Source organism: Rhodococcus sp. SMB37 (assembly GCF_004345605.1).
GTDB lineage: Bacteria > Actinomycetota > Actinomycetes > Mycobacteriales > Mycobacteriaceae > Rhodococcus.
Genome location: NZ_SLVY01000002.1, coordinates 26,258 through 43,581, shown reverse-complemented (window position 1 = coordinate 43,581; position 17,324 = coordinate 26,258). Strand labels below are relative to the sequence as shown.

19 protein-coding genes are annotated in these 17,324 nt (G+C 67.3%); 14 read left to right on the top strand and 5 right to left on the bottom strand.

Annotation, left to right across the window (positions count from 1 at the left end; all coding sequences use genetic code 11):
- Positions 1 to 159: 159 nt before the first annotated feature.
- A complete protein-coding gene (hemW, locus tag EV641_RS03540) occupies positions 160 to 1,404 on the top strand; it encodes a radical SAM family heme chaperone HemW (RefSeq protein ID WP_132470818.1) in 1,245 nt (414 codons plus the stop codon).
- A 3-nt stretch (positions 1,405 to 1,407) separates the two neighbouring features.
- On the opposite strand, the gene EV641_RS03535 is transcribed toward hemW, so the two are convergent.
- Positions 1,408 to 1,785 carry a type II toxin-antitoxin system VapB family antitoxin gene (locus EV641_RS03535; protein ID WP_241996816.1) on the bottom strand — a complete coding sequence of 126 codons (378 nt, stop codon included), beginning with the start codon at positions 1,783 to 1,785 and terminating at the stop codon, positions 1,408 to 1,410.
- Positions 1,786 to 1,930: 145 nt separating this feature from the next.
- Here EV641_RS03535 and hrcA point away from each other — a divergent pair, with 145 nt between their 5' ends.
- Genes hrcA through EV641_RS03515 form a run of 4 tightly spaced genes read left to right on the top strand, consistent with a single transcriptional unit; the run spans position 1,931 to position 5,759 of the window.
- Positions 1,931 to 2,974, top strand: a complete 1,044-nt coding sequence (hrcA, locus tag EV641_RS03530; protein ID WP_054720410.1) for a heat-inducible transcriptional repressor HrcA — start codon at positions 1,931 to 1,933, stop codon at positions 2,972 to 2,974.
- 58 nt (positions 2,975 to 3,032) lie between these two features.
- The gene (dnaJ, locus tag EV641_RS03525; protein WP_132470817.1) at positions 3,033 to 4,184 is read left to right on the top strand and encodes a molecular chaperone DnaJ; all 1,152 of its coding nucleotides are present in this window, start codon (positions 3,033 to 3,035) and stop codon (positions 4,182 to 4,184) included.
- A 10-nt stretch (positions 4,185 to 4,194) separates the two neighbouring features.
- The gene (locus EV641_RS03520; protein ID WP_132470816.1) at positions 4,195 to 4,953 is read left to right on the top strand and encodes a 16S rRNA (uracil(1498)-N(3))-methyltransferase; all 759 of its coding nucleotides are present in this window, start codon (positions 4,195 to 4,197) and stop codon (positions 4,951 to 4,953) included.
- Positions 4,954 to 5,000: 47 nt separating this feature from the next.
- On the top strand, positions 5,001 to 5,759 hold the full coding sequence (locus EV641_RS03515; RefSeq protein ID WP_132470815.1) for a prolyl oligopeptidase family serine peptidase: 759 nt from the start codon (positions 5,001 to 5,003) through the stop codon (positions 5,757 to 5,759).
- Here EV641_RS03515 and EV641_RS03510 read toward each other — a convergent pair.
- Positions 5,713 to 7,383 (bottom strand): MFS transporter, encoded by a 1,671-nt coding sequence (locus EV641_RS03510; protein ID WP_132470814.1) that lies wholly within the window; start codon positions 7,381 to 7,383, stop codon positions 5,713 to 5,715. The two genes, EV641_RS03515 and EV641_RS03510, sit on opposite strands and share 47 nt — an antisense overlap.
- A gap of 120 nt (positions 7,384 to 7,503) precedes the next feature.
- On the opposite strand from EV641_RS03510, the gene EV641_RS03505 reads away from it, so the two are divergent.
- From EV641_RS03505 to EV641_RS03480, 6 genes are all read left to right on the top strand, one after another.
- A complete protein-coding gene (locus EV641_RS03505; protein WP_054716131.1) occupies positions 7,504 to 8,136 on the top strand; it encodes a TetR/AcrR family transcriptional regulator in 633 nt (210 codons plus the stop codon).
- A gap of 138 nt (positions 8,137 to 8,274) precedes the next feature.
- Positions 8,275 to 9,339 carry a PhoH family protein gene (locus EV641_RS03500; protein ID WP_132470813.1) on the top strand — a complete coding sequence of 355 codons (1,065 nt, stop codon included), beginning with the start codon at positions 8,275 to 8,277 and terminating at the stop codon, positions 9,337 to 9,339.
- A 49-nt stretch (positions 9,340 to 9,388) separates the two neighbouring features.
- Positions 9,389 to 9,931 (top strand): rRNA maturation RNase YbeY, encoded by a 543-nt coding sequence (ybeY, locus tag EV641_RS03495; RefSeq protein WP_132470812.1) that lies wholly within the window; start codon positions 9,389 to 9,391, stop codon positions 9,929 to 9,931.
- Between the two features lie 64 nt (positions 9,932 to 9,995).
- Entirely contained in the window at positions 9,996 to 11,315 is a 1,320-nt protein-coding gene (locus EV641_RS03490; protein WP_132470811.1) for a hemolysin family protein, read from the top strand.
- Positions 11,316 to 11,358: 43 nt separating this feature from the next.
- Positions 11,359 to 12,276, top strand: coding sequence for a GTPase Era (gene era / locus EV641_RS03485; protein ID WP_054716141.1), 918 nt, complete (start codon positions 11,359 to 11,361; stop codon positions 12,274 to 12,276).
- Between the two features lie 104 nt (positions 12,277 to 12,380).
- Complete coding sequence (locus tag EV641_RS03480) at positions 12,381 to 12,767, top strand: hypothetical protein (RefSeq protein ID WP_054716134.1); 387 nt, start codon at positions 12,381 to 12,383, stop codon at positions 12,765 to 12,767.
- A gap of 27 nt (positions 12,768 to 12,794) precedes the next feature.
- Here EV641_RS03480 and EV641_RS03475 read toward each other — a convergent pair whose 3' ends face one another.
- Positions 12,795 to 13,355, bottom strand: a complete 561-nt coding sequence (locus EV641_RS03475) for a TetR/AcrR family transcriptional regulator (protein ID WP_132470810.1) — start codon at positions 13,353 to 13,355, stop codon at positions 12,795 to 12,797.
- Positions 13,356 to 13,357: 2 nt separating this feature from the next.
- Entirely contained in the window at positions 13,358 to 14,776 is a 1,419-nt protein-coding gene (locus EV641_RS03470; RefSeq protein WP_132470809.1) for an amidase, read from the bottom strand.
- Between the two features lie 124 nt (positions 14,777 to 14,900).
- Between EV641_RS03470 and recO the strand changes: the two genes are divergently transcribed.
- From recO to EV641_RS03455, 3 genes are read left to right on the top strand one after another with little or no spacing between them, the layout of a single operon-like run.
- Positions 14,901 to 15,716, top strand: a complete 816-nt coding sequence (gene recO, locus EV641_RS03465; protein WP_199233128.1) for a DNA repair protein RecO — start codon at positions 14,901 to 14,903, stop codon at positions 15,714 to 15,716.
- Positions 15,673 to 16,479 carry an isoprenyl transferase gene (locus EV641_RS03460; RefSeq protein WP_054717610.1) on the top strand — a complete coding sequence of 269 codons (807 nt, stop codon included), beginning with the start codon at positions 15,673 to 15,675 and terminating at the stop codon, positions 16,477 to 16,479. Before recO ends, EV641_RS03460 begins: the two co-directional genes overlap by 44 nt.
- Positions 16,476 to 16,898, top strand: a complete 423-nt coding sequence (locus EV641_RS03455) for a hypothetical protein (protein WP_054717612.1) — start codon at positions 16,476 to 16,478, stop codon at positions 16,896 to 16,898. Before EV641_RS03460 ends, EV641_RS03455 begins: the two co-directional genes overlap by 4 nt.
- 4 nt (positions 16,899 to 16,902) lie before the next feature.
- Here EV641_RS03455 and EV641_RS03450 read toward each other — a convergent pair whose 3' ends face one another.
- Entirely contained in the window at positions 16,903 to 17,319 is a 417-nt protein-coding gene (locus tag EV641_RS03450) for a Fur family transcriptional regulator (RefSeq protein WP_132471083.1), read from the bottom strand.
- Positions 17,320 to 17,324 lie beyond the last annotated feature (5 nt).

Genomic DNA, 17,324 nt, shown 5'->3' with positions numbered 1-17,324 from the left:
CACGGGGTTGATTCCGAATCCGGAGGGTATTTCCACCAAAAATCGGGGAAATGTCGAGGTAGGCGCAGTGCGGCGTGTCGAGGCGAGCGCATTGCGGCGTGTCGAGATGGGCGCATTGCGCTGGCGGGGCCGCGCTGTGTCTCTGGAACACTGGAGCTCGTGAGTGAGACGAGAACCGGCAGTGAGCTCGGTGCGGGACGCGGGTTCGAACTGCCGGCGAGCGCGCTCGACGGAGTGGGCAGCAGACCCTTCGGGGTGTACGTGCATGTGCCGTTCTGTGCGACGCGCTGCGGCTACTGTGACTTCAACACCTACACGGCCGGTGAACTGGGATCCGCGGCGTCGCCCGAGTCGTGGCTCGAGGGGCTTCGCCGCGAACTCGATGCCGGGGCCGAGCTGCTCGATCGCGACGGCCGCGGGGCGCCGGCGGTCGGGACCGTGTTCGTCGGCGGTGGCACACCGTCGCTGCTCGGCGCCGACGGGCTGGCCGACGTGCTGAGCGCCGTCCGCGCGTCGTTCGGGCTTGCGCCCGGCGCCGAGGTGACCACCGAATCGAACCCCGAATCGACCTCACCGGAATTCTTCGCGCAAATCCGCGACGCCGGCTACACGCGTATCTCCCTCGGTATGCAGTCGGCGGCCTCCCACGTGCTCGCGGTGCTCGACCGCACCCACACTCCGGGACGCCCGGTCGCGGCGGCCCGCGAGGCCCGCGAGGCCGGATTCGGGCATGTGAATCTCGACCTGATCTACGGCACACCAGGGGAGACCGACGCAGATCTCGATGCATCGCTCGACGCCGTGCTGGAGGCGGGCGTCGATCACGTGTCCGCCTATGCGCTGATCGTCGAGGACGGGACCGCGCTGGCGCGGCGGGTGCGCCGCGGGGAACTACCGGCACCGGACGACGACGTGCTCGCATCCCGGTACGAGCGCATCGACCGGCGACTGGCCGCGGCAGGGTTCACATGGTACGAGGTGTCCAATTGGGCTCGCGCCGATGACCTTTCGGCCAGATGTGGCCACAACCTCGGTTACTGGGACGGGGGCGACTGGTGGGGTGCGGGGCCCGGCGCGCACAGTCACGTCGGCGGGGTGCGCTGGTGGAACGTCAAGCATCCCGCGCGCTATGCGGGCGACCTCGCCGACGGGCGACTGCCGGTCGCGGGGAGCGAGGAACTGACAGCCGACGACATCCACACCGAATCGGTGATGCTCACCGTGCGACTGCGGACCGGTCTGCCGTTGAGTGAACTGGACGCCGGTGAGCTCGCCGCGGCCGGAACGGTGGTCGACGACGGGCTCGCTGTCGTGTCGGATGATCACCTGATCCTCACGGATCGCGGCCGGTTGCTCGCCGACGGCGTGGTGCGGACGATCCTGCTCGGATCCGACCGGGAATGAGCGCTAGAGGAACCGGGGCTCGCCGAGGATTTCAGGACCTGCCGGATCGGTCTCCTCGGGCGATGTGACGGTCGAGAGCGGTGCGAGTGCGTCGTAATCGAAGACGCGGGCATGGAGCACCGGGCGGTTCCGCAGTGCGGACTGCACGGCCCGGTGCAGGCCGTCCTCTAGGTACAGCACCCCTTTCCACTGCACAGCGTGGGGAAACAGGTCGCCGTAGAATGTCGAGTCCTCCGACAGCAGGCGATCGAGTTCGAGAACCTTCGTGGTCGTGACGATCTCGTCGAGGCGGATCTGACGCGGAGGGATTCTCGACCAATCGCGCAGCGACAGCCCGTGATCGGGATACGGCTTACCGTCCCGGACACCCTTGAAGATCATGGGCCCACAGTACGCACGGGGTGGCGGATGGATCTGTCCGGCTCCGACACTATTAGACTGGGCGGGTACGGCACACAGTGCACCCGGGCCCCGCGCGCGAGGTGCACTTGTTCGGGCATGCACGTGGTGGAACGGAGGTGGGCAGATGTCGAGCACCGAGGAACGGAGATTCCAGGTTCTGCGGGCGATCGTGGCGGACTACGTGTCCACCAAGGAACCGATCGGATCGAAGACGCTCGTCGATCGTCACAACCTGGGTGTATCGAGCGCCACGGTCCGCAACGACATGGCGGTCCTCGAGGCAGAGGGATACATCTCTCAGACGCACACCAGTTCGGGACGAGTACCCACCGACAAGGGCTACCGGCAGTTCGTCGACCGGATCGCCGAGGTCAAGCCGCTGTCCGCGGCCGAGCGCCGCGCGATCCTGCAGTTCCTCGAGTCCGGTGTCGACCTCGACGATGTGCTGCGTCGCGGAGTCCGATTGCTCGCGCAACTGACCCGGCAGGTCGCGGTGGTGCAGTACCCGACTCTGTCGTCGTCGTCCGTACGGCACCTCGAAGTCGTCGCCCTGACGCCGGCGCGTCTGCTGCTCGTGCTCATCACCGATTCCGGGCGCGTCGACCAGCGGATCGTCGAACTCGGCGACGTCGTGGGCGACGACGATCTCGTGCGGCTGCGCGATCTCCTCGGCAACGCCCTGAGCGGCAAACGGCTCGCTGCTGCGTCGATCGCTGTGTCCGAACTCGCCGAGGATGCACCGGAAGACCTGCGCGACGCCGTGATCCGCTGCGCGACCGTGCTGGTGGAGACTCTCGTCGAGCACCCCGAGGACCGGCTCGTGCTCGGCGGCACCGTCAACCTGACCCGCAACGCCGCCGACTTCGAAGGCCTCCCGGGCATGCCGGGTTCGTTGCGTACCGTTCTCGAGGCACTCGAGGAGCAGGTGGTGGTCCTCAAACTGCTCGCCGCCAGCCAGGACGCAGGCCGGGTCACCGTCCGAATCGGTGAGGAGACGCAGGTCGCCGAGATGCGCAGCACCTCCGTGGTGTCCACTGGGTACGGTGCGGCAGGCACGGTGTTCGGCGGGCTCGGTGTACTCGGCCCCACCCGGATGGATTACCCGGGAACCATCGCGTCGGTCGCAACCGTTGCGAGATATATCGGTGAGGTGCTCGGCGAGCGCTGAGCATGACCAATTCTGTGTAGATCATTCTGTGTAGATGAAGTAAGGACGAGAACCAAACGTGGACTACTACGGGACGCTCGGTGTGTCCAAGGATGCGACCGACCAGGAGATCAAGCGGGCATATCGCAAGCTGGCGCGCGAGCATCATCCTGACGTCAACCCGGACGAGTCGGCGCAGAAGCGATTCCAAGAGATCTCTGCCGCCTACGAAGTGCTCTCCGACCCGGAGAAGCGGCGCATCGTCGATCTCGGCGGCGACCCGCTCGCCGCCGCGGGTGGAGGTGCCGGAGCGGGAGGCTTCGGCGGCGCGGGCTTCGGCGGTCTCGGCGACGTGTTCGAGGCGTTCTTCGGCGGTGGCGGGGGAGCCGGAACCCGCGGTCCGCGCGGCCGCGTCCAGCCGGGTGCCGACTCGCTGCTGCGCACCCGCCTGACACTGGACGAATGCGCTCGCGGCGTCACGAAGAGCGTGACCGTCGACACCGCGATCCTGTGCGACTCGTGCACGGGTTCCGGCACCCACGGCAATTCCAAGCCAGTCCGATGCGAGACGTGTGGCGGTGCCGGTGAAGTGCAGTCGGTCCAGCGGTCGTTCCTCGGGCAGGTCATGACCTCCCGGCCGTGCCCCACGTGTCGTGGAGTCGGCGAGACCATCCCCGACCCCTGCCACAAGTGTGGCGGCGACGGGCGGGTGCGGGCGCGCCGCGAGATCACGGTGAAGATTCCCGCCGGTGTCGGCAACGGGATGCGCATCCGCCTCGCGGCTCAGGGCGAGGTCGGCCCGGGAGGCGGACCGGCCGGCGACCTGTACGTCGAGGTCCAGGAACAGCAGCACGACATCTTCGTTCGCGACGGCGACGACCTGCACTGCACCATCCGCGTGCCCATGGTCGACGCGGCGCTGGGAACTTCCGTGAGCCTCGAGACGATCCTCGACGGGTCGATCGACATCACCGTCGATGCGGGAACCCAGCCCGGCTCGGTGTCGGTGATTCGCGGGCACGGAATGCCGAAACTGCGCTCGGGTGCGCGTGGCGACCTGCACGCGCACCTCGAAGTGGTGGTGCCGACCAAGCTCGATCACAAGCAGACCAAGCTCCTCGACGAATACCGGACGGTGAGCGAGCGAGACCGCGTCGAAGTCGTGTCGAAATCGTCGCAACATTCGTCGGGCCTGTTTTCGCGTCTGCGCGACGCGTTCAACGTTCGCTAGGCGACCGACGGTGGCCGCGACGCTGTTCTATCTCGATCCGCTGCCCGAGACCGGGGCGATCGCCGTCCTCGACGGCAAGGAAGGCAGGCACGCGGCGACGGTGCGCCGGATCGCCGTCGGGGAACGACTCGTGCTCTCCGACGGCAGGGGCGGCGTCGCCGATGTCGAGGTGACGGCAGTGGCAAAGGATCGGCTCGAGGCCGCTGTCCTCGGCCGCGGCACGATCGAACCGCCGCGGCCGTCGGTGACCGTCGTCCAGGCCCTACCGAAATCCGAACGGTCGGAGCTCGCCGTCGAACTCGCCACCGAGGCCGGTGCCGACGGATTCGTACCGTGGCAGTCGTCGCGGTGTGTCGCGCGATGGGATTCCAAAGCGGACAAGGGGACGGCCAAGTGGCAGGCCGCGGCAACGGCCGCGGCAAAGCAATCTCGGCGCGCGTATGTGCCGGAGGTGGCATCGCTGCACCGCACCGCCGACGTCGTGGCGCGGGTACGTGAGAGCGTCGAGGGCGGAGGGGTCGTCGCGGTGCTGCACGAATCGGCCACCGTCCCGTTCTCGTCCCTGGCTCTCGCCGCGGCCCCCGAAATCGTCCTCGTCGTCGGTCCGGAAGGCGGACTCGACGACGCCGAAGTCGAGGCGCTCGTCGGCGCCGGAGCGAGCGCGGTATCTCTCGGACCGACGGTCCTGCGCACCTCGTCGGCTGCAGCGGTGGCGCTCGGTGCGGTGGGCGTGCTCACCGACCGCTGGAATCAACAGCCATTGCACTGATCGGTTCGTGCACTGATCGTCCCGTGTACTGATCGATAATGGTGCGCATGCCACGCATCCGCATCGACTACGGCCCCGAGCCCGCCCAGTTCGGGTACCTGTACACACCGACCGAAGTCGACAGACCGGTACCGGTGGTGATGCTGATCCACGGCGGCTACTGGAGCGCCGACTTCCACCTCAACCTGGCGACGACGCTGGCGGCCGAGCTCGCCCGGCGCGGGGTGGCCGCGTGGAACGTCGAGTACCGGAGGGTCGGGGCCGGCGGCGCGTGGCCGGAGACGAGCGTCGACATCGAATCCGCACTCGCCGCGACCTCGACCTTGCTGCCCGATACTTCGCCGGTTCCGCTGGACACCGCCGACGTCCGGATCGTCGGGCATTCTGCGGGTGCTCAACTCGCACTGTGGGTGGCGGGCAGACGCGAGTGTCCTGTGCGGCCGAGCCGTGTGATCTCCCAGGCAGGCGCCCTCGACCTCGTGTCGAGGGCCGCCCGCGGCGGCGGTCCACTCGAGGCGTTGTTCGGAGTGTCCTTCTCCGACGACCCGCAGGTGTATCGCGAGGCGTCGCCGCTGCACCGGGTTCCGACCGGGGTGCCGACGGTGTGCATCCACGGCAGCGCGGACGTGCAGGTGCCCGCGGCCGCCAGCCGTGCATATGTCGAGGCCGCAGGTGCTGCCGGTGACCGGGTAGTGCTGTGGGAGGTGCCGGGGGAGGGGCACAACGCTTTCCTCGACCGGAGCACCCGCAGCTGGGATCTCACGTTGCAGGCGGTGCTCGGTGAGGATCCGTGGGCGCATTCTTGAGTCGTTCCGGTGACCGCGGTACCGGTCGGGGAATCGAGGGCGACGTGGAGCGGGAGGGGAGGATTGCCGCGACCAGCAGTGATCCGGCTGCCAGGGCGATGGCCCCGACCAGGCCGGCCTGACCGATGGCGTCGGCGAACGCTGCGCCTGCGGCCTCACGCAATGGTTCCGCGTGGGACGAGGCGAGGGGATTCGCGGCGAGCTCGTCCGCGACGATCGAGGCGCCACCCACGGAGTCGCCGGCCGCGGCCATGGCCAGTTCTGCTTGTTCGGCCATCGATCCTGTCAGATTCCCGAGCGGCAGTTCTGACAGGAAGTCCGAGATCTCCCGGTGGTAGGTGGTTGCGAGAACTGAGCCGAGCAATGCGATTCCGAGTGAACCGCCGAGTTCGACGGCCGTGTCGTTGAGTCCGCCTGCTGCGCCGAGCTCACTGTCGGGGAAGCCGGCCATGATCAGGTCGGTAGCGGGTGGGGTCGAGATGCCGATGCCTTTGCCGAGGAGCAGCAGGCAGGCGAGGTAGATCCCGTATCCGGAATCGGAGTGGCACTGCGTGAGCACGAGCGTCCCGGCCGTGGCCGCGGCCATCCCGGCGGTCACTGTCGCGCGGGCTCCGAACCGGGGCGTGAGACGAGCACTGACGGCTGCGCCGGCGGAGACCGCCCCGGCGAGCGGAAGCAGGCGCAGGCCCGTTTCGAGCGGCCCGTAGTCGAGCACGAACTGGAACTGCTGCGCGACGAAGTAGATCACCCCGAAGGTTGCGAAGAACAAGAGCAGCACCGAGATGCACGCGGCGCCGACTGTCCGGTCGGTGAGTCGCCTGAGATCGAGCAGTGGTCGAGGATGCCGCAATTCCCAGGCGAGGAATGCCACCGCTGCCGCCATGGACGCCGCCAGGACCCCCAGGGTCCCTGCGCCCCAGCCGAAGTGGAACCCGTCGATGATCGCGTAGACGAGACCGCCGACAGTGACGGTCGAAAGCAGTCCGCCGATCCAGTCGGTGCGGTCGACATCGGCTGCGCGGGACGCCGGGACGAGAGCAAGGGAGGCGAGTGCCGCTGCCGCGGCGATAGGCACGTTGATCAGGAATGTCGAGCCCCAGGCGTGAGATTCGAGCAGCCACCCTGCCAGCAGCGGGCCCAGTGCAATCGCGAGTCCGGAAGTCGCGGCCCACGCCGCGATCGCACGGGCGCGTTCGTGTGCCGGGAAGATCGCAACCAGGAGGGAGAGGGTGGCAGGCATGATCACGGCAGCGCCGACGCCCATCACGATGCGTGCGGCGATCACCTCGGTGACGCTGTCGGCGAGGCTTCCGTACACGGCTCCTGCGGCGAACACTGCGAGGCCGGCAAGGAGTGCGCGTCGTCGGCCGAACCGATCTCCGAGGACTCCGCACAGGAGCATGAGCGCCGCGTACGGAACGGTGTAGCCGTCGATGATCCACTGCAGGTCGGAACTCGTGAGCTGGAGGTCTCGCAGCATGCTGGGCGCGGCGACGATCAGCGCGGTGTTCGCCATCACCACGATGAGCAGGCTCAGGCACAGGATTGCCAGACCGGCCCATCGGCGTGGGTAGAGGGGGCCGGCCTCTACTGATCCCCGAGTATCCGGAGTGGTGTCGGTCATGTGGACCTCCTCGCTGCAGGCTGGCACCGGGCCTAGATTGCACAGTCGTGTGCAATCTAATTAATTGCACATATGTGTGCAACTAGACTGGTATGTGAATCACATGTGCGGCGAAAGAGGATGAGCAGCGTGGAGGAACCGGCCCCCAGCCCGCGGAAGCGTGCGAACGCGAACCGTTCGCGGATCCTCGACGCGGCGATGCGCTGCTTCGCGGGAGACTCCGACGCGAGTATGGGCGACGTCGCGAAAGCCGCGGGTGTGGTGCGACGCACCGTGTATGCCCACTTTCCCAACCGGGACGCGCTCGTCGAGGGGCTCGCCGATGAGGCAGGCGCGGCGCTCGCTGCGTCCGTCGAATTCCCCGAGCCGGAGGACGCTGCCGTGGCGCTCGCAGTCGGTGTCCTGCGCCTCGGCCCGGTCAGTGATCGATACCGGGTGCTGCTGTCGTTCGCGCGGAAGGAAGTCGGTGAGGAACGCATCAGTGAGCTGATCGCGCCGGTACGCACGCACACCCACGGTGTCGTCGAACGGGGTCGCGCAGCAGGAGTGTTCTCTGCATACCTGCCCACCGTCGTACTCGTCGGGATGATGGAGGGCTTGACCATCGCCACGCTCGAACAAGCGAACCGCGGTGTCGTGGACGATGCGAGTGGTGCCATGGCGCTCGGAGTGCTGGTCCTCGCCGGTGTCGCCCCCGATCGAGCCCCGGAGGTCGTCGGGTCGGCGCGGCGATGGTTGCAGACCACGGCGTGAATCCGGGTCACGACACGGGGCCGGACGCGGTCCGCAGCACAATGCTGTGAATGCGCGCACCGTACGGCGCTAGACTGGGTTTCGGACACGACGCCCGTCGTGTCCGTATCTGAACCGAAAGCAGGCCGTTCCGTCCACGTGAGTGAACCAGACCGCACCCGCGACCCCGACGACGTAGACCGGATCCCGGTCCGATCGAGCCTGGATCTTCCGCCCGAAGCTGCAGCACCCCTGGTGGGCACAGCCGACGAGAATCTCATCGCACTCGAAGCCGTCCTTGCCGCCGACATCCACGTGCGCGGCAACACCGTCACCCTCAGCGGTTCTCCCGCAGATGTCGCCCTCGCCGAGCGCGTGATCGGTGAACTGGTCACGCTGGTGCGCAGGGGGCAGCAACTGGGCCCCGACGCTGTGCGCCGCACCGTGGGGATGCTCACGAACGGGCTGTCCGATTCGCCGGCGGAGGTGCTCAGCCTCGACATCCTGTCGCGACGTGGGAAGACGATCCGGCCGAAGACTCTCAATCAGAAGCGGTACGTCGACGCGATCGACGCCAACACGATCGTGTTCGGCATCGGTCCGGCCGGCACCGGCAAGACGTACCTGGCGATGGCGAAGGCGGTGCAGGCGCTGCAGACCAAGCAGGTCACCCGCATCATCCTCACCCGCCCCGCAGTCGAGGCGGGCGAACGCCTCGGATTCCTGCCCGGAACCCTGCACGAGAAGATCGACCCGTATCTGCGACCCCTGCACGACGCACTGCACGACATGATGGATCCCGAAGCGATCCCGAAGCTCATGCAGGCCGGGGTGATCGAGGTCGCGCCGCTGGCGTACATGCGTGGTAGAAGTCTCAATGACGCATTCATCATCCTCGACGAGGCGCAGAACACCACTGCCGAGCAGATGAAGATGTTCCTGACCCGTCTGGGCTTCGGATCGAAGATCGTCGTGACCGGCGACATCACTCAGGTCGATCTGCCCGGCGGCGCCCGGTCGGGTCTTGCTGCTGTTGCCGAGATCCTCGACGACATCGACGACATCCACTTCGCGAGGCTCGACAGCAGCGACGTGGTCCGTCATCGGCTGGTCTCCGACATCGTCGACGCGTACGGGCGTTTCGAAGCCGAGCGAAGTGGCGATGCGGGCATCGGAAATCGAGCCCAGCGACGAGCCGCACAACACCGGGTGCAGCGCCGGTGATCATGCCGCCCGACCCGAATCCGTCAGCAGCGCAGAAGGAACGACTGTCATGAGCATCGAAATCTCGAACGAATCCGGGATGGAGGTCGTCGAGGAAGAGCTGCTCGACGTCGCCCGTTTCGTCATCGCCCGGATGGATGTGCATCCCGCCGCGGAGCTGTCGATGGTGCTCGTGGACTCGAACACCATGGCCGATCTGCACGTGCGCTGGATGGATCTGCCCGGCCCGACCGACGTGATGTCGTTCCCGATGGACGAGCTGGAGCCGGGGGGTCGCCCCGACGCACCCGAGCCGGGACCGTCCATGCTCGGCGACATCGTGCTGTGTCCGTCGTTCGCTGCAGATCAGGCGGAGAAGGCCGGCCACTCGCTCGACCACGAACTCGCTCTTCTCACGGTGCACGGCATGCTGCACCTGCTCGGCTACGACCACGCCGAACCCGAGGAGGAGAAGGATATGTTCGGCCTGCAGAATCAGCTGCTCGCCGAGTGGTACGAGGAACTGCGCCTTGCCGAGCGCGACGCACGGCTGGCCGCGCGCGACCAGCAACTGCTCGGGAAAGCCGGATTCGTCGACAACCCGGAGATGTGACCGTGTCGTCGGAAGGTCGGCCGTCGTATGACACGACCCGCGCCCGTACCGGAGTGAGTCCGGCGTGAGTACCGTGATCTCCTGCGTCGTCGCAGTGCTGCTCGTGGTGGTCGGTGGGCTCTTCGCCGCCATCGATTCCGCGCTCAATACGGTCTCGGCTGCGCGTGTCGACGACCTCGCCAAGGACGGTCGTGCAGGTGCCCGCAAGCTCCTCGCCATCCTCGAAGACCGCCCCCGGTACGTCAATCTCGCCGTGCTGCTTCGTATCCTGTGCGAGCTCACGGCGACGGTCGTGCTCGCGGGAGAGCTGCTCGATCATCTGAGCCGCACGTGGGCTCTCGTCATCAGCGCCGCGGTGATGGTCGTGATCGACTACGTCGTGATCGGCGTCGGGCCCCGCACACTCGGCCGTCAGCATGCCTACACGATCGCGCTCACCGCCGCTGTGCCCCTGCGCGTGCTGGGTGTGGTCCTGGGACCGATCAGCCGGGTCCTGATTCTCGTGGGTAACGCCGTCACCCCCGGGCGAGGGTTCCGCAACGGGCCGTTCGCCAACGAGATCGAACTGCGTGAACTCGTCGACCTGGCGCAGGAACGTGGAGTCGTGGCCGACGACGAGCGACGGATGATCCAGTCGGTCTTCGACTTCGGCGACACCACTGCGCGCGAGATCATGGTGCCCCGCCCGGAGATGGTCTGGATCGAGAGCACCAAGACCGCAGGGCAGGCGACGTCCCTGGCCGTGCGCAGCGGGCACTCCCGCATCCCGGTGATCGGCGAGAACGTCGACGACATCTGCGGAGTCGTCTATCTGAAGGACCTGGTGCAGCAGACCTACGACGCGAGCGACGGCGGGCACAGCGTCTCGGTCTCCGACGTGATGCGCCCGCCGGTGTTCGTGCCGGATTCGAAGCGACTCGACGATCTGCTCTCCGATATGCAGCGCGACCGCAATCACATGGCTGTGCTCGTCGACGAATACGGCGGCATCGCAGGCCTCGTCACGATCGAGGATGTTATCGAGGAGATCGTGGGCGAGATCGCCGACGAGTACGACACCGGCGAGATCCCGGATATCGAGGATCTCGGCGACGATACCTACCGCGTGTCCGCGCGACTGCCGGTCGAGGATCTCGGCGAACTGTTCGGCATGGAGATCGACGACGACGAGGTCGACACCGTCGGCGGACTCCTCGGCTACGAACTCGGTCGCGTTCCGCTGCCCGGCTCACAGGTACGCACGCACGGACTCGTCCTGCGCGGGGAAGGTGGACCCGACGTCCGCGGCCGCGTCCGCGTGAACACCGTGTTCGTCCGGCGTGTTCCGGAATCCGAAGACTCACCCACCTCTCGAAAGGAGGACGGCGCGTGCTCTGCATCGTGAACGAGGACGTAGCAGCGTCGAACACCAGATGGCAGAACACACAATGAGCGACTCCGATTTCCGTTCCGGATTCATCTGTTTCGTCGGGCGGCCCAACACCGGGAAGTCGACGCTGACGAATGCGCTGGTGGGCAGCAAGATCGCCATCACGTCGTCGCGTCCGCAGACCACCCGCCACACCATCCGCGGGATCGTTCACCGTGACCACACGCAGCTGATCCTCGTGGACACGCCCGGACTGCACCGGCCCCGCACTCTGCTCGGCCAGCGACTGAACGACCTCGTGCGCGACACATACTCCGAGGTCGACGCCATCGGCATGTGCTTTCCCGCCGACGAGAAGATCGGCCCCGGCGACCGCTGGATTCTCGACCAGGTTCGCACCGTGGCGCCGCGGACCCCGCTGATCGGCATCGTGACGAAGATCGACAAGGTGGGCAAGCAGCAGGTCGCGGCGCAGCTGCTCGCGGTGTCGAAGCTGCTCGGTAGCGATACCGACGTGGTCCCCGTGTCGGCGACATCAGGGGAGCAGGTCGAGGTCCTCGTCGATGTGATCGCTTCTCACATGGAGCCGGGACCGGCGTTCTACCCCGACGGCGAACTCACCGACGAGCCCGAGGAAACGCTCATGGCCGAGCTCATCCGCGAAGCTGCGCTCGAAGGCCTCGGCGACGAGCTTCCACATTCGCTCGCCGTGGTTATCGAGGAGATCCGCGAGCGTGAGGGGCGCACCGAGAAGCAGGGCGAGATGCTCGATGTCCATGCTTTGCTCTACGTGGAACGCCCGAGTCAGAAGGGCATCGTCATCGGCAAGGGCGGCGTGCGACTGCGTCAGGTCGGCACGGCAGCGCGCACCCAGATCGAGAAGCTGCTCGGAGTGAAGATCTTCCTGGATCTGCACGTGAAGGTCGCGAAGGACTGGCAGCGCGATCCCAAACAGCTCGGCCGCCTCGGATTCTGACCTTTCACCGGCGGGTTCGGTCGATATCGCCAGTGGAAGTCATAGATGTCGGATATGTCCGACCGGGCTAGGGTCTCCGCATCGTTGTCGATGCGGAGGTCCGAATGCGCGTGTATGTCGTCCCCCTTGCGGTTGTCACGGCGTCGTTGCTTCTCACGACCGGTTGCGCGTCCGAAGGCGAATTCGCTGCGGCACCGGTCACGTTCGCCCCGGGAGAAGAGATTCTCGTGGATCTGTCGATGAAGCCCAGCAACGTCGGTGGACGTAGTGGGCCGTTCTTCTCCGGTTATCGCCCGCAGGTGTCGTTCGCGTCTGCGGAGGCGATCACCTGCACGATCAAGGGCCCAGCGCATGGTGAGCCGTTCGCGCCGGGGACGAGGTCGACCGTGCCGATCGTGTGCACCGCCGAGGTGACGGTCGACTCGGAGGATATGGAGGTCGGCGTCCTGGAGGGCGGTAGGGAAGTGGGGAGTGGCACGGTGCGACTCTGACGGAACGTGCAGGCGTCGCGCTGCACCTCAGGGTTGCGTGGTCGCCCCCCTGAGTAGGAGGAGCGTCGCGGCGGCGAGATCCGTGCCGGATCCCGTCGACAGGCGTCGCAGTTGCAGTCCGGCGATCGTCGCGACCAGGACCGGCCCGAAGGTCTCCGCATCGGGGAGCTCGAGGGCACGCAGGATCGTCACGGTCAGTGCGTCGTACGCGCACCAGCATTCGTCCGCGGTCGCACGCAGGTCCGGATCCCGGCCTGCCTGGATCCACAGTTCGTACGGTGCGATCCGCTCGGCGGTGAACGCCAGATCCTCCGCGATCCGCCCGGTGAGAACTGCGGCTTCTGCCACCGAAAGCGACTGGGATCGATACGATTCCGCGATCGTACGCAGTCGTTCGGTCTCCTCCTCGGCGAAGGTCGTAAGGGCGGCCTTCAGGAGATCGGACTGGCTCGGAAAGTGGTAGGTGATCGACCCCAGCGACACCTCGGCGAGGGAAGCGATGCGTCGATTGGTGATTCCGGCGATCCCGTGCGTCCCGACGAGATGAAGTGTTGCATCGATGATCCGGCGACGAGCATCGGTGGCCACGACTACCACCACCGGGCGGGGCTCTGTTCGTGCCAGAGCAGCGCCGATTCGAGTTGGGCCGCAAGCGACACGAGCATCGGCTCGGAGTCATCGTGTCCGAGAAGCTGTGCACCGACGGGTAATCCGTCGTCGGTGAAACCGGCGGGCACATTCACTCCGGGCCATCCCAGCACATTCCACGGCCACGCATACGGGCACGCGGCGGTGATCACCTTGTCGGTGGCCCACCCGCCGAGGCCGTCGATCGCATCGATCGGCGGGGGCGGTGTCGCGGTGGTGGGGGTCAGTACGACGTCGACCCGGTCGAAGATCCGGCCGACGCGGCGGCGGAGTCGGGGTTCGGCGGCTCTCGCGGCGCGAAGTGGCAGTCCGTGCAGAAGTTTTCCGGTATGAGCGTTGGTGCGGGTGCGGGGGTCGACGAGTGACGGGTCGGACAGTGTGCTCACCCAGTCGTAGATACCGGCCATCGATCGCGGGAGGAAATCCAGACCGAACATGATTCCGTAATCGGGGTCGGCGAGGACTACCTCGTGTCCGAGATCGCGGAGTGTCGTGGCGAGTGCGGCGGTGCGGGTGCGTACCTGAGGATCGAGCCGCCTCGGTGTGGCGGTGAACGGAAGCTTCAGGGAAAACGCGATTCTCAGTCGTCCGGGGTCGCGTCCCACTGCGTCGGAGACCCTCATCGGGTCACGGCGATGGAGGTCGCCGGGTCGGTTCCCGCTCACCGCGTCGAGGAGGAGCGCAGCATCGGCGACGGTGCGGGCGAGCGGGCCGTGGGTGGTCAGCCCGTGGAACGCCTCGGGGTGGGGCCACATCGAGATCCGACCGCGTTGCGGCTTGATTCCCACCAGATTGGTCCACGCGGCCGGGATCCGAACCGAACCGGCGCCGTCGGATCCGAGTGCTGCGGGGACCAGTCCGGCCGCGACCGCCGCGGCGCTTCCTCCGGACGACCCGCCCGGTGTGTGGTCGCGCGACCAGGGGTTCCGTGTGTGCCCGTAGGTGGGGTTCCCTGTCAGCGGCCACTGACCGACCTCGGAGGAGTGGGTCTTGCCGACGACTACTGCGCCGGCGTCGCGCAGTCGGCGGACGACCTCGGCGTCGTGCTGCCGAGCAGGGAAGTCGCCGGGGCAGCCGAAGACCGTGGTCTCACCGGCGATGTCGGTGTCGTCCTTGATCGCGATCGGGACGCCGAGCAGGGGAGCATGTTCGCCCCTGGCGCGGCGACGATCGGCCTCCGCCGCCTCGGCCAGCGCCGCTTCCCGCCGCACGACGCGGAAGGCGTTGAGCGTGGATCGGCTCGCGTCGATCCGGTCGAGTGCGTCGCGGACGAGCTCGACCGAGGTGGTGGTGCCCGTGTCGAGTGCTGCAGCTGTGTCGGTCAGTCCGGCGGACCGGGCGGGTACGTCGTGCGTCGTCATACATCCCCCAATGTTGTTCGTTCGAACGAACAATAACGTGTTCCAGTGTTGGCTGTCGAGGTTTCCGACGGCCGGCCCGCCCACACGGTGGGCGCTGTCGTGCCGACATGACACACTCGGATGCGTGAGGTTGTACAGGGACAACGCGGTGGTGGTGCGCCAGCACAAGCTGGGCGAGGCCGACCGCATCGTCACCCTGCTCACCCGCCGCCACGGGCTGGTCAGAGCCGTCGCGAAAGGGGTCCGCCGCACCCGCTCGAAGTTCGGTGCGCGCCTCGAACCCTTCGCCCATATCGACGTGCAGCTACACCCCGGACGCAACCTCGATGTCGTGACCCAGGTCCAGACCCTCGACGCGTTCGCAATCGGCATCGTCGACGACTACGGGCGCTACACCACCGCGTGCGCGATCCTCGAGACGGCCGAACGCCTCGCGGGCGAGGAACGCGCGCCCGCTCCCCGGCTCCACGCGCTGACCGTCGGTGCCCTGCGTGCGGTGAGCGACCGGACGCGCCCGCCCGAGCTGGTTTTCGACGCCTACCTGCTGCGCGCCATGCTCTACGCGGGGTGGGCGCCCGCGATCACGAACTGTGCCCGCTGCGACCGACCGGGCCCGCACACGGCCTTCCATGTCGGGGCGGGCGGCGCGGTCTGCGTGGAGTGCCGGCCGCCGGGGGCTGCAACTCCAGCGCCGGGCGTTCTCGACCTGATGGATGCGCTCAATCGGGGCCGCTGGGAGGTCAGCGAAACTGCGTCGGCCTCGGTGCGCAGCCAGACGAGCGGCCTGATCGCTGCGCATCTGCAATGGCACCTCGAGCGTCAGCTGCGGACGCTGCCGCTCATCGAACGCGGCAGTTCGCACGGGGCAGGAAGCCCGGGATCCGGCGTCAGGCAGGATGGACACCGTGATTCGACGACGCGAACCGCACCGACCGGCTGACCGCACCATCCGACCACCAGACCCCCATCCGTCGGGTGCGCGTGCCCCGATCATTCAGCCCGAGCTGATTCCGCAGCACGTCGCGCTGGTCATGGACGGAAACGGTCGCTGGGCGCAGGAGCGTGGGCTGCCTCGCACTGCAGGTCACGAACGCGGTGAAGCCGTTCTGATGGACGCCGTGTGCGGCAGCATCGAGGTGGGCGTCAAGTGGCTCTCCGCCTACGCGTTCTCCACCGAAAACTGGAAGCGCAGCCCCGACGAGGTCCGGTTCCTCATGGGATTCAACCGTGACGTGATCCGTCGCCGCCGCGACGAGATGCACGAGATGGGGGTGCGCGTCAGGTGGGCCGGGCGGCGCCCGCGTCTGTGGCGCAGTGTCATCAAGGAGCTCGAGATCGCCGAGGAGCTCACCAAGGACAACGACGTGATGACCCTCGTCATGTGCGTCAACTACGGCGGCCGCGCCGAGATCGCCGATGCGGCCCGCGAGATCGCGCGTCGCGTCGCGGCCGGCGAGCTGGATCCCGAGAAGGTGACCGAGGCCACGGTGGCTCGCTATCTCGACGAGCCCGACATGCCCGACGTCGATCTGTTCCTCCGGCCGTCAGGCGAGCAGCGGACCTCGAATTTCCTGCTGTGGCAATCCGCTTACGCCGAAATGGTATTCCAGGACAAGAACTTTCCCGACTTCGACCGACGCGACCTCTGGGCGGCCTGCGTCGAATACGCTTCCCGCGACCGCCGATTCGGGGGTGTGAAATGACAGCATTCGTGGAGCGGATAGCGGGCCTGCTCGCGCCGTTCGTCGATCTGCGGACCTCCCTGGCGAACGGCGACGGCGCCCTCGGCTTCGATTACGGTGCTGTCCCGTTCGCGGCGCAGGTGGTCACGCTCACCGAGGGACTCGACGTCGTGTCGCTCACGGGGATCCTCGGCTGGGACCTCCCACTCGGCGACGACGTGCGCGACCGGGTGGCGACGGCCGCCGATGCCGTGCAGTTCGGGTCGGTGCATCTGATCGAACGCGACGCGGAGGCAGACGTCGTCCTGCGCTACTCCTTCCCCATCAGCGGTCTCGAAGACACCGCGCTGACGACGATGCTCCTGTTGGTGCTCGACGGTGCCGCGAGCGCTCGCGAGGCGGTCGGCGCCTCGACAGGTTCTGCCGGCGAGGCGAAGTAACCGGTCAGTCCTCGGCGAGTGCGCAATCCTTGCATGTGCCGAAGATCTCGATGGTGTGGCTGACGTCGACGAATCCGTTCGCGTCGGCCATCTCGTGTGCCCAGCGCTCGACCTCGGGTCCGTCCACCTCGACGGTGAAGCCGCAGCGGCGACAGACGAGATGGTGGTGGTGCCCGGAGGAGCATCGCCGGAACATCGACTCCCCGGAATCGGTGCGGAGTACATCGACGCTGCCCACCTCGGCGAGCGACTGTAGCGTGCGGTACACGGTGGTCAGGCCGATTCCGTCGCCGCGCTTGCGGAGTTCGTCGTGGAGATCCTGGGCCGTCCGGAACTCTTCCGTGTCGTTGAGCAGAGCGATGATCGCGCTGCGTTGCTTGGTCGAGCGAACCCCGACGAGGGGCTTGCGGGCGGAGGTCAAGGCGG

Bases quoted from the DNA above. Each gene is read 5' to 3' on its own strand.
- EV641_RS03535 (WP_241996816.1), bottom strand. From the start codon at position 1,785: ATGATCTTCAAGGGTGTCCGGGACGGTAAGCCGTATCCCGATCACGGG.
- hrcA (WP_054720410.1), top strand. From the start codon at position 1,931: ATGTCGAGCACCGAGGAACGGAGATTCCAGGTTCTGCGGGCGATCGTG.
- EV641_RS03515 (WP_132470815.1), top strand. From the start codon at position 5,001: ATGCCACGCATCCGCATCGACTACGGCCCCGAGCCCGCCCAGTTCGGG.
- EV641_RS03510 (WP_132470814.1), bottom strand. From the start codon at position 7,383: ATGACCGACACCACTCCGGATACTCGGGGATCAGTAGAGGCCGGCCCC.
- EV641_RS03505 (WP_054716131.1), top strand. From the start codon at position 7,504: ATGAGCAGCGTGGAGGAACCGGCCCCCAGCCCGCGGAAGCGTGCGAAC.
- ybeY (WP_132470812.1), top strand. From the start codon at position 9,389: ATGAGCATCGAAATCTCGAACGAATCCGGGATGGAGGTCGTCGAGGAA.
- era (WP_054716141.1), top strand. From the start codon at position 11,359: ATGAGCGACTCCGATTTCCGTTCCGGATTCATCTGTTTCGTCGGGCGG.
- EV641_RS03480 (WP_054716134.1), top strand. From the start codon at position 12,381: ATGCGCGTGTATGTCGTCCCCCTTGCGGTTGTCACGGCGTCGTTGCTT.
- EV641_RS03470 (WP_132470809.1), bottom strand. From the start codon at position 14,776: ATGACGACGCACGACGTACCCGCCCGGTCCGCCGGACTGACCGACACA.
- EV641_RS03460 (WP_054717610.1), top strand. From the start codon at position 15,673: ATGGACACCGTGATTCGACGACGCGAACCGCACCGACCGGCTGACCGC.
- EV641_RS03455 (WP_054717612.1), top strand. From the start codon at position 16,476: ATGACAGCATTCGTGGAGCGGATAGCGGGCCTGCTCGCGCCGTTCGTC.